Annotated in this window: 11 protein-coding genes; 10 read left to right on the top strand and 1 reads right to left on the bottom strand. The window is 46.1% G+C overall.

Annotated features, from left to right (window positions below; all coding sequences use genetic code 11):
* Positions 1-14 precede the first annotated feature (14 nt).
* The 5 genes from CFT61_RS00055 (at position 15) to CFT61_RS00035 (ending at position 10202) form a co-directional block, all read left to right on the top strand.
* Entirely contained in the window at positions 15-887 is an 873-nt protein-coding gene (locus CFT61_RS00055; protein WP_089542470.1) for a sigma-70 family RNA polymerase sigma factor, read from the top strand.
* A gap of 124 nt (positions 888-1011) precedes the next feature.
* On the top strand, positions 1012-3117 hold the full coding sequence (locus CFT61_RS00050) for a DUF5686 family protein (RefSeq protein ID WP_089542469.1): 2106 nt from the start codon (positions 1012-1014) through the stop codon (positions 3115-3117).
* 52 nt (positions 3118-3169) lie between these two features.
* Positions 3170-6436 carry a UvrD-helicase domain-containing protein gene (locus tag CFT61_RS00045; protein WP_089542468.1) on the top strand — a complete coding sequence of 1089 codons (3267 nt, stop codon included), beginning with the start codon at positions 3170-3172 and terminating at the stop codon, positions 6434-6436.
* 41 nt (positions 6437-6477) lie between these two features.
* Positions 6478-9414: a PD-(D/E)XK nuclease family protein gene (locus tag CFT61_RS00040; RefSeq protein ID WP_089542467.1), complete on the top strand. Its 2937-nt coding sequence runs from the start codon at positions 6478-6480 to the stop codon at positions 9412-9414.
* A gap of 170 nt (positions 9415-9584) precedes the next feature.
* Positions 9585-10202 carry a sigma-70 family RNA polymerase sigma factor gene (locus CFT61_RS00035; protein ID WP_089542466.1) on the top strand — a complete coding sequence of 206 codons (618 nt, stop codon included), beginning with the start codon at positions 9585-9587 and terminating at the stop codon, positions 10200-10202.
* 130 nt (positions 10203-10332) lie between these two features.
* On the opposite strand, the gene CFT61_RS00030 is transcribed toward CFT61_RS00035, so the two are convergent.
* A complete protein-coding gene (locus CFT61_RS00030) occupies positions 10333-10752 on the bottom strand; it encodes a helix-turn-helix domain-containing protein (protein WP_089542465.1) in 420 nt (139 codons plus the stop codon).
* A gap of 185 nt (positions 10753-10937) precedes the next feature.
* Between CFT61_RS00030 and CFT61_RS00025 the strand changes: the two genes are divergently transcribed.
* From CFT61_RS00025 to CFT61_RS00005, 5 genes are all read left to right on the top strand, one after another.
* Positions 10938-12845 (top strand): LTA synthase family protein, encoded by a 1908-nt coding sequence (locus CFT61_RS00025; RefSeq protein ID WP_089542464.1) that lies wholly within the window; start codon positions 10938-10940, stop codon positions 12843-12845.
* A 63-nt stretch (positions 12846-12908) separates the two neighbouring features.
* The gene (locus CFT61_RS00020) at positions 12909-13598 is read left to right on the top strand and encodes a phosphatase PAP2 family protein (RefSeq protein ID WP_089542463.1); all 690 of its coding nucleotides are present in this window, start codon (positions 12909-12911) and stop codon (positions 13596-13598) included.
* 45 nt (positions 13599-13643) lie between these two features.
* Entirely contained in the window at positions 13644-14036 is a 393-nt protein-coding gene (locus tag CFT61_RS00015) for a hypothetical protein (protein ID WP_089542462.1), read from the top strand.
* A gap of 259 nt (positions 14037-14295) precedes the next feature.
* Positions 14296-16014, top strand: coding sequence for a glutamine--tRNA ligase/YqeY domain fusion protein (locus tag CFT61_RS00010; protein ID WP_089542461.1), 1719 nt, complete (start codon positions 14296-14298; stop codon positions 16012-16014).
* Between the two features lie 14 nt (positions 16015-16028).
* Positions 16029-16670 carry a DedA family protein gene (locus CFT61_RS00005; protein ID WP_262924342.1) on the top strand — a complete coding sequence of 214 codons (642 nt, stop codon included), beginning with the start codon at positions 16029-16031 and terminating at the stop codon, positions 16668-16670.
* Positions 16671-16742: the final 72 nt, after the last annotated feature.

The following is a 16742-nucleotide window of genomic DNA, read 5'->3' as shown; positions in this document are numbered from 1 at the left end:
GGGGTAGGATCATCATGAGACAACTTAAGATACAAAAGAGCATAACCAATCGAAATAGTGAAGCACTAGATAAATATCTGGTAGAGATCGGCAGAGCGCCAATGATCTCTATAGAGGAAGAGATAGAGCTGGCACAGCAGATAAGAAAGGGAGGTAGAGTTGGCGAAAGAGCCAAGAACAAATTGGTAGAAGCCAACTTGAGATTCGTGGTGTCTGTGGCAAAACAGTATCAGCATCAGGGACTCACACTCACCGATCTTATTGACGAAGGCAACATCGGACTCATCAAGGCTGCAGAACGCTTCGATGAGACCCGCGGCTTCAAATTCATCTCCTATGCTGTATGGTGGATTCGCCAAAGCATCCTCCAGGCAATAGCAGAACAGAGCCGCATCGTGAGACTGCCTTTGAACCAGGTGGGTTCGCTCAACAAGGTAAACCAGGAAATCAACCGATTTGAGCAGGAAAACCAGCGCCGCCCTAGCGTAGAGGAACTGTCTGCCCGCACCGGTGTAGATGAAGATAAAATCTCTCAGAGTATGATGGCTAGCGGTCATCATGTAAGCATCGATGCACCATTCGGCGAAGACGATGACAACTCGATGGCAGACGTAATGTCGAGCGGAGATGACAGCCGTACCGACAAGCACGTGGATCATGAGAGTATGGCTCAGGAGCTGAAACAGGTTCTCAACAAATGTCTGAAGGAAAGAGAGCGCAAGATCGTATGCGCCTGCTTCGGTATCGACGAGACCGAGAAGGGTCTGGAAGAAATCGGAGACAAGATGGGATTGACACGCGAAAGAGTTCGACAGATCAGAGAGAAGAGCATCACCAAGCTCAGAGAATCCGGCAAGATCGGTATTCTGATGAAATATCTGGGATAAAGATAAATTTTCTGGGATAAAAAAGTATAATATCAAGCTAAAAGTTTGGACTTTCAAGATATTTACATTAACTTTGCAATCGGGTGTGGCAACTCAGCCTCACCCGATTTTTTTATAGATAAATATGAAGATACAACTGATTCGCATCATAGCGGCTGTCATCCTCTTGACTATCAGCTTTCCTCTGGCAACAGATGCCAGAAGAGTGAAGGCTAAGGACGCCATCACAGACTCCGTGATGCAGCGTATCTTCTGTTATGCCCAAAAGATAGATACCACGGGAAGAGGAAGCAATTCGAGCTATGCCTACACTAAATTCCAGATGCGTACCAACAAGCGAAACGCCACCCTGGCTCTCGTTCCTACCATGTACGCCATCTCCTATGGAGCAGGTAGAAAGTTCATCAGCGAATTCTACAACCGCATCGAAGTGAATGAGAAGGGAGCACCTGTCATCCACCGACTGCTCAATCTCAGTACCATTCCACACCGCAAAAGTACGATGAGCGCCGCGCTCAACTACATGACGCCGAATGTGTATGGAGAAAACCTATTTCAGGAGAACATCCTCTCCCCTTTCCATCGTTCCAACAGACGATACTACAAGTACTCCGTCACGCCACTGCTCTATGGTATGGCTCAGGTTTACGCCTACCCACGCATCAAAAACACCCAGCTGGTAGAGACCAGGGCGATCGTCCGCATCCAAAACGGACAGATTCAGATGTGCGACTTCGAGGGAGAATACGATATGACCCGTTTCTACATCTCCGTAACGATGGGCAAGAAAGGCTACAAGTCGCTGGGACCTGTGAAGTGTGACATGCGCGCCAACTTCAGTTTCATGGGCAATAAGATTACCGGTAAATACACCACCATATATGATCTGCCAAAAGTTCTGGAAGATACTATCAAGAATAGCGCAGATACCGTCATGATGTCTAAAGTGCGACCTATCAAACTGAACACCGATGAGGAAATGATCTATCGCATCTATTACGACAGACAGGAAGAGCGAAAAAGGAAAGCAGCAGCACTGGGAGAAAAGAAGAAAGATTTCGCAAAAGATGTGCTCTGGGATATCGTAGGCGATAACCTGCTGAACAGAATTTCCAGCGACTTCGGCAAACAGCAGCAGGGCTATTTCCGCATCGACCCATTGTTCAATCCATTATATATGGGTTATTCGGAATCCAAGGGTGTGGTATATAAGTTCAAAATCAACGGACAGTATGCCTTCAATGACAACATCCAGCTTTCTGCCGGAATAAAAGGCGGTTACAGTTTCCGCCAGCATCGTTTCTACTACAGAATTCCTGTCAGACTCAACTACAATACCCGTCACGAGGGTTATCTGCAGCTGGAAATCGGTAACGGCAACCGCATCAATACCAACAAGCTGGCTCGCCAGGCGTTGGGGTACATGGATCCGAAAGACAGCATCGGAGGGTTCTCTCCATCGGAGATACCTTCTCTCCTGATGGGAAAATCCACCTTTACGGAATTCAAGGATAATTACATGCGACTCACCAACCACTGGCGCCTCTCCCCACATTGGGCGATGGAACTGGGAATGGTAGCGCACAACCGCATTGCCATCCGTCCGGACTTCTATCAATCCATAGGCTATCCGGATAAATACAAGTCTGTGGCTCCTGCCATCGGAATAGAATGGAGACCTAAAGCAGAGAAAGGCATCGTGCTGAAACTCGACTATGAGCAAGGTTTCAAAAACCTGCTGGGCAGCAACATCGACTACGGAAGAGCCGAGTTTGATGCCCAGACGATTCTCTATTCTTCCCGCAGGCAATCGTACTCGATGCGTTTCGGAACAGGTTTCTATACCCGAAGAGGAGCACACTGGGACTTCGTTGATTACACCAACTTCCACGACAACAACATTCCGGGAGGCTGGAACGATGAATGGTCGGGCGATTTCGAACTGCTGTCGTCTTACTGGTATAATGCCAGCAACTATTACCTGCGTGCCAACTTCACCTATGAATCTCCGATGATTCTTGCCGCCTGGCTTCCGCTGATAGGCAGATATGTAGAATCAGAAAGACTCTATACCAGCGGTCTGGTGGTAAAACACCTCTACCCTTATACAGAATGGGGCTATGGTGTAAGCACGCGCCTGATGTCGCTCGGCTTCTTCGCAGCATTCAGACAGGGAAAGTTTGATGGCATAGGCTGCCGCTTCGGCTTCGAACTTTTCAGAAACTGGTAGAATCCGTTACGGGATATTCCCTTATAAATCAAAAGAAAAAAAAGAACAATATATGAATTCACAACTCACCGTTTACAAGGCAAGTGCGGGATCGGGTAAGACCTTTACCCTTGCCCGCGAATACATGACCCTGGTGATAGACAATCCCCACGCCTATCGCACCATCCTGGCTGTAACCTTTACCAACAAGGCTACAGAAGAGATGAAACTGCGTATTCTCGGACAGCTCTATGGCATTGCCCACGAGCTACCCGAATCAGATCAGTATCTGGTACAGATACATACCGCACTCCCCCATCTTTCGGAAAAACAGATCAGAAAGAATGCGGAAGAGGCTTTGCGCCTGCTCATCCACAACTACAACTATTTCAGAGTAGAAACCATCGACACCTTCTTTCAGAGTGTCTTGCGAAATCTGGCACGAGAACTCGACCTCACAGCCAACCTGCGCATCGGACTGAACGATTATCAGGTGGAACAGCAAGCTGTGGATGAACTGATAGAAAGTCTGGAAAGCACCGACAAACTGCTTTTCTGGATCATGGATTACATCAAGGAAAACATCGCAGACGACAAGAGCTGGAATGTGATCGGCCAGATCAAGTCGTTCGGTGAACACATCTTCCGTGATTATTATAAGGAGCACGCCGACGAGCTGTCAAAACGAATGGAAGAAGAAGGCTTCTTCGAAGCATTCAAAGACAAGATGAAGGAAACCCGAAACCAGGCTAAAGAAAAATTCGAAGAAATCGCAGCTTCCTTTTTCGATGCGCTGGAAGAGGAAGGATATTCGGCCGATGACCTCAACAACAAGACAAGGGGAATCTGGAGCTACTTCAATAAATTGAGAAACGGAAAATACGGAGACGATGACGTCAACAACATGACTTTAACAAAATGCTTGGCTAATCCGGAAAACTGGGTCAAGAAGTCGGAAGTCAAGAACAATTCTCCACTCTATCAGCATGTGGTGAATGTTCTACATCCTATCCTCCAGGTCTCGGAAAAGCACCGCCACATGCTCGAAAGAATGTACAAGAGCGCCAACCTCACCATCAAGCACCTCAACCAGCTGCGCCTCTTGGGCAGCATAGACAAGAAGGTGAGAGAAATGAACCAGGAGGCTAACCGCTTCCTGCTCAGCGACACACAGACATTGCTTCACTCACTCATTCAGGGCAGCGACTCACCTTTCATCTTCGAGAAAATCGGTACCCAGCTGAACCACGTGATGATAGACGAGTTTCAGGATACCAGCACCATACAGTGGAAAAACTTCAAGGTGCTGCTGGAAGAAACGATGAGCCGCGAAGATGCAGGCAACCTGATTGTAGGAGATGTAAAACAGAGTATCTACCGCTGGCGCTCAGGCGACTGGCGACTTCTCAACAACATAGAAGATCAGTTTGAGAATCCGAAGAAACAACTGGATGTAGAGACCCTAGCCACCAACTATCGCTCAGACCGCAATGTCATCAACTTCAACAATGCCTTCTTCGTAGAAGCCGCCAAGCAGGAATATAACGAACTGGCAGAAACGATACCAGAAACAGCCAAGCAACTGCTTACAGCCTATGCCGATGTAGAACAGAAAGTTCCGGAGAAGAAAAAGGTGCAGGGATATGTGGAGGTGCGACTCCTCAAGACACAGGAAGAGGACGATGAAAATGATGCAGAAAATAAAGAAGACCGCATGATGCAACTCTGTCTGCAGACAGTAGATGAGTTGACTGCACGTGGTGTTCCCACCCACCGTATCGCTATCCTCGTGCGCAACAACCGCACCATCCAGGATATCGCAGCCTACTTTATGGAGCATTCAGACTATGAGATGGTTTCAGACGAGGCATTCCGCCTCGACGCTTCGCAGGCAGTACAGATACTCATCACAGCCCTGAAGCTGCTGATGCACCCTGCCGACGATATTGCCCGCGCCACACTCTTGAAGTTTGCCCATACTTATCTGGATGATGAAAAGGTGATTGAACTGATTACAGAGAATCGACAGAAATTGCTGGAGATGCCTCTACTCGACCTGACCGAAAGACTGTTTACGGAACTTCACCTTGGCGAGATAGAAGATATGAAAGTACAAAGTGCCTACGTATGTGCCTTCTACGACAAGTTGAATTCCTTCCTGACAGACAACAGCAGCGACATCGAGGCGTTTCTCCAGGAATGGGAAAACAATCTCCACGAAAAAAGCATCCATAGTGACGGCATCGAGGGTATCCGACTCATCACCATCCACAAGAGTAAGGGACTGGAATTCGACCATGTCATCATGCCATACTGCGACTGGCAGCTGGAGAAAGCCAATACCATCTGGTGTACTCCTCAGGAAGCTCCTTACAACGAACTGCCTCTGGTTCCTGTAGATTTCAGTGCCAAACAGATGAAAGGAAGCATCTATGAAGATGACTACCATCACGAGCATCTGCAGAACATCGTAGATAATCTGAACCTGCTCTATGTGGCATTCACCAGAGCCAGTCATAATCTCTATGTCTTCGGCAAACGCGCATCTACCGCCTACCGTTCGGGAATCATCGAAAAATCACTGGAAACTGTTACTGAGAAGCTGAAGCAAAATGCAGAGAAAGAAGCATACGAAATGCTTACCGACGCGGTAAATGTAGAGTTGGAAGGCATCGGTACAGACAGCAAGACCAACGACATCATCTTTAAATATGGCGAACCGGTGGTACCGAAGGAAAAAGTAGAGATGGAGATGAAAATCAACAGAAATGTCTTTACGATGCCTGCAGAAATGATGCAGATAGATATCAATGTATCACCTAAGCTTCCAGAATTCAGACAGAGTAACAAGAGCCGCGACCTCATCAAAGGAGATGAACAGGAAGAACAGCAGAAATTCTATATCAAGATGGGTACAGTACTGCACAGTCTCTTCTCTACCATCCGTACAAGAGATGATATTGAAGGAGCACTGAAACAGCTGGAACTTGATGGAGTTCTCTACGATGAAAACATCTCGCGAGACAGAGTTGAGAAGATGATTCGCAAACGTCTGGAATCAGACAAGGTAAGCGACTGGTTCTCTGACCGATGGAATGTTTTCAATGAGTGTTCCATCATCAGCACTGACAAGGACGGAAACATGGTAGAGCATCGCCCAGACCGAGTGATGAAAGATGAGCACGAAACCGTGGTGGTAGATTTCAAATTCGGTAAACCGAAGCCGGAGTACCACGACCAGATAAAAGGCTATATGAAGCTGCTCGAAAGTATGGGACACGCTCATGTCAAGGGATACCTCTGGTATGTTTATCCGAACAAAATAGAAGAAGTATTATAGATGAATAAATGAAATGCAAAGATAATAAAAAACAATATACAATGAAAGCATTCTTGAAAACAGTAGCCCAGGATATGCTGGCAAAATACGGCACCAACATGAGCGACATCGCAGTGGTTTTTCCAAACAAGCGTGCAGCGCTCTTCCTCAATACCTATCTGGCGCAATTGGCCGGCAAGCCGATCTGGACTCCCACATACATCACCATCAGCGACCTCTTCCGCCGACACTCCGACCTGAAGGTTGCTGACCCAATCAAGTCTATCTGCGACCTGCACAAGGTATTCGTAGCATGCACAGGCATTGATGAGACCCTCGACCACTTTTACGGTTGGGGCCAGCTCCTCCTTGCCGATTTTGACGATGTAGATAAGAACATGGTAGATGCCAAACTGCTCTTTGCCAATCTGAGTGACATCCACGAACTCGACGATGTTTCTTATCTCACAGACTATCAGAAAGCAATGATCAAGAAATTCTTCAGCAATTTCTCTGATGATCACAATACAGAACTGAAGAAGCGATTCCTGCAGTTATGGTCACATTTCTACGACATCTACGTAGGATTCAACCAGAAACTGGCCGAACAGCAACTGGCTTATGAAGGAGCACTCTATCGCAAGGTAGTAAACGATGAAGATATAGACTTCCATTACAAGAAGTATCTCTTCATCGGTTTCAATATGATGCAGATAGTAGAACAGACACTATGCGACCGACTGCTGAAACAGGGCAAAGCCCTTTTCTACTGGGATTACGACAAGTATTATATGGAGGGACAAAATGAAGCCGGCCACTACATCCGTCAGTATCTGAAGCACTATCCCAACGAACTTGCCAGCTATCCGCAGAAAGACATCTACGACAACATGTCGAAGAACAAGGATATCACCTACATATCTGCACCAACAGAGAACATCCAGGCCAGATACGTAAACGCCTGGCTCAAGGAACACAACCGCTACAAGATGGGGCGCAATGTAGCCATCGTACTGAGCGACGAAAACCTCTTGCAGAGTGTGATACATTCACTTCCGGAAGAGGTGAAAAGCGTCAATATCACGATAGGTTATCCTTTGCAGCAAACACCTTTCTACAGTCTCATCCAGCAGCTCATCCAGTTGCAGGGAACAGGTCATCCACAGCATAGCGAGACCTACCGTCTTCATTACGTGCTCACAGCATTGCGCCATCCCTATACGAGATTCATCAGCTCACGGTATGCCGACCTGCTTGAAAAGCTGGAAGAGCAGAAACGCTTCTACCCATCGCGCGATTTCCTCAGCATGGATGGAGACGAAGGACTATCCCTGCTTTTCAGAAACCTGGAAGAACAGACGGCAGAAGCCACGCAAAGTAGCTACAACAAGCAGCTCATCAGCTACTTGCTTGATATTCTGCGCATGATAGGAACCCAGGCAAAGGATTTGAATGATCCGCTATTCCACGAATCACTCTATCGCACCTACACCCTACTCAACCGTCTGCAGGAACTCATTACATCCGGCGACCTTGAGGTAGATACCATCACTCTGGAGCGACTGATACAGCAGCTCATCCAGACCACAAGCATACCATTCCATGGCGAGCCGGCAGAAGGAATACAGGTAATGGGTGTACTCGAAACCAGAAACCTCGATTTCGACCATATTCTGGTTCTATCCTGCAACGAAGGCAAAATACCAAAGGGCGTGAACGATTCTTCATTCATCCCTTACTCCCTGCGCAAGGCTTACGGTCTCACCACCGTAGAAAACAAGGTAGCCATCTTTGCCTACTACTTTCACAGTATGTTGCAGCGTGCCCACGACATCACGCTTACCTACAACAATGCTACGGAAGACGGTCAATCGGGCGAGATGAGCAGATTCATGCTCCAGCTGATGGTAGAAAGTCAGCATCCTATCGTTCGCAAGACCCTCATCGCTGGTCAGAAACCCCTTCGCCCGGCATACGACGAAGAGCCAAAGACCGAAGAAGTGATGAAGGTACTTGACGACGTGAGAATGCTCACACCTACTTTTCTCAATACATACCAGAGATGCCAGAAGCAGTTCTATTATAAATATGTAAAGGGGTTGCTGGAACCGGATGAAATTGATGAAGACGAAGTAGATAACCGCATCTTCGGAAACATTTTCCATCGGGCAGCCGAACTTTTCTACTATGGCTTTGCCAGCAAGAGCGATATCCAGACAGATGAGAAAGGAAAGCAGCAGCTCATCCGCCCAATCGTCATCACTGCAGACATCCTGGACCAGGCAATGAAGGATAAGATGCTGGTAGATAGACTGGTAGATCAGGCCTTCAGAGAAGAGCTCTTTAAGGTAGGCAACAACGACTATCATCCGAAATACAACGGTCTGCAACTCATCAACAAGGAGGTAATAGCCAGCTATTTGCGACAGCTCATCTCCATAGACAGACGCCAGACACCATTTACCATCATCGGTATGGAATTGGTAGTTTCAGATACACTGAATGTCAACACAAGCAGGGGCGAAAAGCAGTTCAAGATCGGTGGTTTCATCGACCGTCTGGATGCCATTTCTCCTATATCGAACATCTCTGAACGCATCAGAGTCATCGATTACAAGACGGGAAAAGCACAGACAACACATCCCAAGGATATAGATGAGATGTTCTCGGCAACTCCCCAGGCACTGAGCAAGCATACGGATTATTATCTGCAGGCTTTCCTCTACTCGATGATCATCAAGAACAGCAAAAGATACAATTCTGCACAGGATCCCGTATCACCAGGCTTGCTGTTCATACAGAATGCAGGTGCAGAAGACTACGACCCAACCCTTAAACTAGGCAGGGAAAAGATAGAAGATATCACACCGTATGAAGAAGACTTCATGGCGCATCTCCGCAGTCTGATTGCCGACATCTACAATCCCGCATTGCCACTGCGTCCTACCTGCGACAAGAAACGTTGCGAGTATTGTCCGTACGCCGGACTATGCAAATAGGTATTGCAGAATGTTAAAATGAGAAATATTTGGGAGCAAAATTTGTTTCTTCAAATATTTCTCTGTATTTTTGCAGTAGAGAGAGCACACTACGCAATCACGCAAGAGCTTCTCTCGGCAGAAAATTGTATCATAAACATCATTCATGAATTAAAAGACCCAAAGGAGATATGACAGAGAAAGAAATCAATAAGTTGGTAAGCGATAACATCAACTACGTAAAATCGGTAGCCAACCACTATCGTGGTAATGGTGTTGACTTCGATGACTTGGTTAGCGAAGGAACTTTGGCGATGCTCACGGCAGCTCAAAAATACGATGCCGAACGCGGTTCGCAGTTTGTGGCTTATGCATCCCCTTTCATTCGCAAGGCGATGCAGCAGACAATCGACAAGCAGGCAGCACTCTATCGTGTACCAAAGGATCAGAAAAAGCATGCTCCACGCAATGCAGCAAAAGCTGTTTCCATCGATGCCCCTATCAGTGAGGGAAACAAGTACACCCTACTCGACATCCTGATCAACAAGGATGCCCAGCCGGCAGACGACAATACAGCTTTCGCCCAGATGCTCAACGACTTGGAACGTTGCGTTGGAGAACTGGAAGAACGAGACCGCATAGTCATCTCTAAGTTCTATGGTATAGGAATGGCACATGAAACACTGGCAGAAATAGCAGAAGACCTGCAGCTGAAGCGAGAGCGTGTGCGCCAGATCAGAGACAAGGCGATACGCCAGATATCAAAGAATACAACCAGTAAGGTGCTCAAGCATTTTCTTAGAAAATAAAGTCTGATGATGATCTCTCTTAAATGCCAGCGAATATAGATTGTAATACAAAATAAAAATGGCTGTACAAGAAACTGTCCTGTACAGCCATTTTTATATGAGCGGTATTGCTTGCTTCTATAAGACGCAGTTATTTATGCTGTGAATGTTCGAGGCGATACTGACGTGGAGTTATGCCCAGACGCTTGTAAAAGTTTGCATAGAAACTTTGACGAGTGCTGAATCCAGCCATCTCACTGATATCTTCCACGCTCATCTTTGCGTAGCGCTTATCTGTGAGCAGCGACATTGCATCGTTCACACGATAGTCATTAACCAACTCTGAATAATTCTTGTGGAATCGAGTTGCACACACTGCTGAAATATAACGAGAGTTAGTGCTCAGGTCCTCAGCCAACTTCTTAGAGTTGTACTCAGGATCCTTGTATTTTCTCTCCGTTACAATCAGACGGATAATCTCATCACGGAGGCGGTCTTTAGTCTCCTCACTCAGCAAGGTTTGATATCTCGCTGACTTCTCTTTTTTGGGTTGAATGTTATACTTAGCCATAATGCGTAATAAATTAATACAACAAAGATACGGCAAAATTATTAAACTACCAAATTTTTTGGCACTTTTTTGAAAAAAACTATAAAAATAATTGTCTATCTCGAAAATTATTCCTAATTTTGCATACAGATACATTATTAATATAGAAATTTTAAACATTAAATATTGAAAAGTTCAACGTTCGTATGAAGCAAATTATATGGTTTGTTAAGACTTATGCTACGTTTGTAGTATTGTTTGTTTTGCAGAAGCCGCTGTTCCTCTTTTTGGAAAAGGGTTCTGCCACACAACCTGTCGACAATATCTTCACGGAGTTGCCTGCCGTTATCTGGCATGGACTTCCACTCGATTTATCGATGGCTGGTTACTTATCTGTGATTCCTGGTTTTCTTTCCATTGCCGTGGTATGGCTGAAAAGAGACCTGGTTAAACCAATTATGAACATCTACTTCATAATTGCCTCACTTTTCATCACTTGCAGTTTCCTGCTTAACGCAAGTCTTTATCCATACTGGAAGTATCCATTGGACAGTACTCCACTCTTCTACTTCTTCACATCACCGGCTGATGCCATCGCCAGTGTAAGCATCTGGCAAGTGATTCTTTCAATTGTCATATTGATAGTTCTGACCATTGGAGTTTGGTTCACATTGCGAATGCGAGGCGAGAAACGCCAGCAATACAGTCGCTACAGCTACGGATATGGAGGATTCGGAAGTGGTAAAAGAAATCGATTCGATGACTTCGACCGCCATCGTGGCCGTACATCCATCATACTCCTCCTGCTCACAGGCTTACTCTTCCTGCCTATCAGAGGTGGCATCACCGTTTCTACGATGAACACGGGACAGGCATACTACAGTCAGAACGCCTATCTGAATCACTCAGCCGTGAATCCGCTGTTCAGCCTCCTGGAATCGATTACTCACCAGGAGGACTTCGCCTCACAGTATCGCTTCATGAAAGATAAAGAGGCTGACAAGATATTCGCTACGATGACAAGTACAAGCGATGAGAACACCTACCCTTTACTCAATGAGGCAACCTTCAAGAAGGGAACTCCTGATATTCTCATTGTCATTATGGAAAGTTTTGCCAGCGACATCATGCCATCCATGGGCTCATACAAGGATGTAGCCGTATGCCTGGATTCCATCGCCCAGCAGAGTATCCTCTTCACAAGATTCTATGCCAACAGTTTCCGCACAGACAGAGGTATGGTTTCCATATTGAGCGGCTATCCTGCACAGCCCACAACCAGCATCATGCGCTATCCACGCAAGACTAGTCAGTTGCCATCCATAGCCCGCAACCTGGCGAAATACAAGAATTACAAAACCACCTATTATTATGGTGGAGATGCAGATTTCTGCAACATGCGCTCTTATCTTGTTTCTCAGGGTTACCAGCATATCATTTCTGATGCCAACTTCCCGATAGAAGACAAGCTGAGCAAATGGGGTGTGCCAGACCATATCGTAGCAGCCAGAATGATGGAAGACATCAAGGCACAGCAGAATGAGAAGCGTCCTATGCTGAGAATATTGCAGACTTCCAGCAGCCACGAGCCTTTCGAGGTGCCTTACCACAGATTGAAAGACAAGCGTCTAAATGCTTTCGCCTACACCGACAGCGTAATGGGTGCTATCGTCAGGGAATACCGCAAACTGCCAAGATGGAAGAATACGCTTATCGTGTTCGTACCAGACCATGTGGGAGGTTACAAGGAAAATCTGAACGATCACGACCGTAGCCGTTACCAGATTCCACTCATCCTGGCAGGTGGAGCTATCTCGCGCCCTATGAAAGTGGGCATCATCGGTTCACAGCATGACATTGCAGCTACCCTGCTCGGTCAGCTGGGAGTAGAGCACAGGGAATTCACTTTCAGTAAGAACATGATGAGTGATGCCACACCTAAATTCGCATTCTTTGCGGTGAACGATGCATTTGGTATTGTTTCAGAAGAGAACTCGCTCATCTACGACAACAGAGCCAAGCGAATCGTATATGACAAAGGCGAAAAAGGCTTTAATCTGAAACGAGGTCAAGCCTATCTCCAGAAGCTATACGATGACTTAGCCAAGAAATAGGCAACATCTTGAATGACAGTAAAAAAGAGAATATAAATATCAACAAAAATAGTAAAGGCAACAATGCTAGAACTCATTCATTATCTGGAACAGATAGATACAACGATATTGCTATTTTTCAATGGCATGCACAACGAACTATTCGATTACTTTATGGTTTTGGTGAGCAACCGATTCACATGGGTTCCATTTTATGCAGCGTTCATCTTCGTGATGATTAAGAATTTCCACTGGAAGGTAACGATATTCACTATTCTAGCAGTAGCGCTCCTCGTATTGCTCTGTGACCAGACAGCATCAGGCTTACTCAAGCCATTGGTAGGACGTCTCCGCCCAAGCAACCTGGACAACTCCATATCCTATATGGTACACGTGGTTGATGGATACCGGGGCGGCAGATACGGATTTCCGTCCTCCCACTCCGCCAACTCGTGGGGAGTAGCCATATTCGCCATGTATCTGGTTAGAAACAGAAAGCTGAATATATTCCTGGCGTTCTGGGCTGCACTGGTAACATATTCTCGTGCCTATCTGGGAGTACATTATCCTGGCGATTTGCTGGTAGGAGTTCTTATTGGCTTCGTTATGGCATCGATTGTATTCTATGCCTATAACCGTTGGGCAAGATCATACACCAAGGAGTTTCAGAACGGCAAGAAAAAGATCCAGTATGATTATCTCCCCATATCAGTAGGACTGATCAGCATAGCAACAATGTTTACTACAAGTCTGATCATGCTTTTCACATCCTAAAGAAAGTAATATTTTCAAAACATCAATAATTAAAAGATCAAGATTATGAAGAAACTTACATTGATGGCTATTGCCATGGGTATGCTTGCCTTCACAGCATGCACAGAAAAGAAACCAGCTGCAGCCCCTGCAACTCAGGCAGAAGAGGTGGTTACAGACTCAGCATTCCAGCAGGCTGTTGCTGGTGAATACAAGAGTGCTGACGGAAAGCGCATCATTACGATCAACGCAGACTTTACAGTAAAGACCACTGGTCTTGACAAGGACTACTTCAAGTGGGATATGGATGTCAAGCCACAGGGTCCATCTGCCAACATCAACCTCATCCGCAAGGGTCTCGATGCAGAAGTAAAGGATATGGTATCTGTTGATACAGAAGAAGGAACTCTCATCGTTAAGAACGAGACTTACAGAAAGGCAGTAGAAGAGAAGAAGTAATTCTTCCATCTGATACATATTCATCATAAGCTGAGCGCCCCCACATGGTGTGGAGGCGCTTTCTTTGTATTTTTAGGCGCTTTCTTTAACTGTTATTCACTATATTTTCCCCCTCAGAAAACATATTTTCTTACTTTCCTACATTTCTTCTTAAATTTCGAGCCTAAGAATTTCCGTACTTATAATAAAATTTGTATCTTTGCACCATCAAACGAGAAAAATACTGGTTTTAGAAAATAATAAAGTAATTCTATAGAATATGGCAATTAATGAAGAAAACAAAATCGAGGAGAAAACAAAGAGCATCTCTTTCGTAGAACAGTTGGTTGAGGAAGACCTCAAGGAAGGTAAGAACGCAGGTCGAATCCAGACCCGTTTTCCACCAGAGCCTAACGGCTATCTTCACATCGGTCATGCCAAGGCCATCTGCATGGACTTCGGTGTAGCCGAAAAATACAAGGGTGTCTGCAACCTCAGATTTGATGACACCAACCCAAGTAAGGAAAACAACGAATACGTAGAAAATATCCTCCAAGACATCCAGTGGCTCGGCTTTAAGTGGGGCAACATCTATTATGCTTCCGATTACTTCGAGAAGTTGTGGGAGTTTGCTGTATGGATGATCAAGAAGGGACATGCTTATGTCGACGAGCAGACTGCAGAGGAAATTGCAGCCCAGAAGGGTACTCCTACTACCCCTGGTACTGCCAGCCCATATCGCGACCGTCCTATTGAGGAAAGCCTTGCTCTCTTTGAGAAAATGAACACTCCTGAGGCTGTAGAAGGAAGTATGGTACTTCGTGCGAAGCTTGACATGGCTAATCCAAACATGCACTTCCGCGACCCAATCATGTACCGCATCATCCAGACTCCTCACCACCGTACAGGTACCAAGTGGCACGCTTATCCAATGTACGACTTCGCACACGGACAGAGCGACTATTTCGAGGGTGTTACCCACTCTATCTGTACCTTGGAGTTTGTTCCTCACCGTCCACTCTACGACAAGTTCGTCGACTTCCTGAAGGAGATGGATGGCAGCGATGACGTATTGAACGATAACCGTCCTCGCCAGATTGAGTTCAACCGCTTGAACCTCACTTATACAGTAATGAGCAAGCGTAAGCTCCATACTCTGGTAGATGAGCACCTGGTAAATGGATGGGATGACCCTCGTATGCCTACACTTTGCGGTATGCGTCGCCGCGGTTATTCACCAGAAAGTATCCGCATGTTCATCGACAGCATCGGTTATACCAAGTTCGATGCCCTCAATGATATGGCTCTTCTGGAGGCTTCAGTTCGTGAGGACTTGAACAAGAAGGCTTGCCGTGTAAGTGCCGTACTCGACCCAGTGAAACTCGTCATCACCAATTATCCAGAGGGTGAGAGCGAGGAGATGGAGGCAATCAATAATCCAGAGAACGAGGCAGATGGCACACATACCATTACCTTCTCAAAGAACCTCTGGATTGAGCGTGCCGACTTTATGGAGGATGCTCCAAAGAAGTTCTTCCGTATGACTCCTGGAAAGGAAGTTCGCTTGAAGAATGCCTATATCGTGAAGTGTACAGGCTGTACCAAGGACGAGAACGGTGTCATCACAGAGATTCAGGCAGAATACGACCCTATCAGCAAGAGCGGAATGGAAGGTGCCAACCGCAAGGTAAAAGGTACTCTTCACTGGGTATCTGCTGACCACTGCGTAAAGGCAGAAGTACGCGAGTACGACCGTCTCTTCGCCATTGAAAACCCATCTGCAGACGAGCGCGACTTTCGTGAACTGCTCAACCCAGAGAGCTACCACGATTTCAAGGAGTGCTATGTAGAGGAGTATGCTGCAACCAAGAAGCCTGGAGAGTATCTCCAGTTCCAGCGCATCGGTTACTTCATGGCTGATTTCGACACAACAGACGAGAAGCCAGTATTCAACAAGACAGTGGGCTTGAAGGATACCTGGGCAAAGCAGAATAAGTAATATAATTAATAATTATGAATACTGCAGATCTTTTTCTTTGGATTCTGGATAACTTGAATTATTGGGTGGTTGCACTGTTTATGGCAATCGAAAGCTCTTTCATTCCTTTTCCATCTGAGGTGGTTGTTCCACCTGCAGCCTGGAAAGCCATGGATCCAAACAGCGGAATGTCGTTTATTCTGGTCATCGTGTTTGCTACCATCGGTGCAGACCTGGGTGCCCTCATCAACTACTATTTGGCTAAATGGGTAGGTCGCCCTATCATCTATCGCTTTGCTGATAGCCGAATCGGTCACATGTGCCTGATCGACCGCCAAAAGGTGGAAGTAGCTGAGGAGTATTTCCGCAAGCATGGTGCAGCCTCTACCATTTTTGGAAGATTGGTGCCAGCCGTTCGTCAGCTCATCAGTATTCCTGCAGGACTTGCCGGAATGCACGTGGGCAAGTTCCTGCTCTACACCACTATCGGTGCAGGTGTATGGAACACTGTTTTGGCAACCATCGGATGGGGTATCTACAAATACACCGATTATAAGACAACTCATGACGTTTATCAACAGGCTGTACAATATAGCCACGAGATTGGTTATGTCATCTTAGCATTGGCTGTAGTCGTCGTAGCCTTTATTGCCTATAAGGGTATCAAGAAGAAATAAACTTCTTTCAGAAGCACATATATACAAAAAAACTCTCCATTGGGGTTCAACCTTCAATGGAGAGGTTTTTTT

Origin of the sequence: Segatella copri, from assembly GCF_002224675.1 — a bacterium.
Lineage (GTDB): Bacteria > Bacteroidota > Bacteroidia > Bacteroidales > Bacteroidaceae > Prevotella > Prevotella copri_U.
Note: the sequence above shows the minus strand (reverse complement) of the source record. Positions and strands in the feature narration are given on the sequence as shown.

Bases quoted from the DNA above. Each gene is read 5' to 3' on its own strand.
- CFT61_RS00055 (WP_089542470.1), top strand. From the start codon at position 15: ATGAGACAACTTAAGATACAAAAGAGCATAACCAATCGAAATAGTGAA.
- CFT61_RS00050 (WP_089542469.1), top strand. From the start codon at position 1,012: ATGAAGATACAACTGATTCGCATCATAGCGGCTGTCATCCTCTTGACT.
- CFT61_RS00045 (WP_089542468.1), top strand. From the start codon at position 3,170: ATGAATTCACAACTCACCGTTTACAAGGCAAGTGCGGGATCGGGTAAG.
- CFT61_RS00040 (WP_089542467.1), top strand. From the start codon at position 6,478: ATGAAAGCATTCTTGAAAACAGTAGCCCAGGATATGCTGGCAAAATAC.
- CFT61_RS00035 (WP_089542466.1), top strand. From the start codon at position 9,585: ATGACAGAGAAAGAAATCAATAAGTTGGTAAGCGATAACATCAACTAC.
- CFT61_RS00030 (WP_089542465.1), bottom strand. From the start codon at position 10,752: ATGGCTAAGTATAACATTCAACCCAAAAAAGAGAAGTCAGCGAGATAT.
- CFT61_RS00025 (WP_089542464.1), top strand. From the start codon at position 10,938: ATGAAGCAAATTATATGGTTTGTTAAGACTTATGCTACGTTTGTAGTA.
- CFT61_RS00020 (WP_089542463.1), top strand. From the start codon at position 12,909: ATGCTAGAACTCATTCATTATCTGGAACAGATAGATACAACGATATTG.
- CFT61_RS00015 (WP_089542462.1), top strand. From the start codon at position 13,644: ATGAAGAAACTTACATTGATGGCTATTGCCATGGGTATGCTTGCCTTC.
- CFT61_RS00010 (WP_089542461.1), top strand. From the start codon at position 14,296: ATGGCAATTAATGAAGAAAACAAAATCGAGGAGAAAACAAAGAGCATC.
- CFT61_RS00005 (WP_262924342.1), top strand. From the start codon at position 16,029: ATGAATACTGCAGATCTTTTTCTTTGGATTCTGGATAACTTGAATTAT.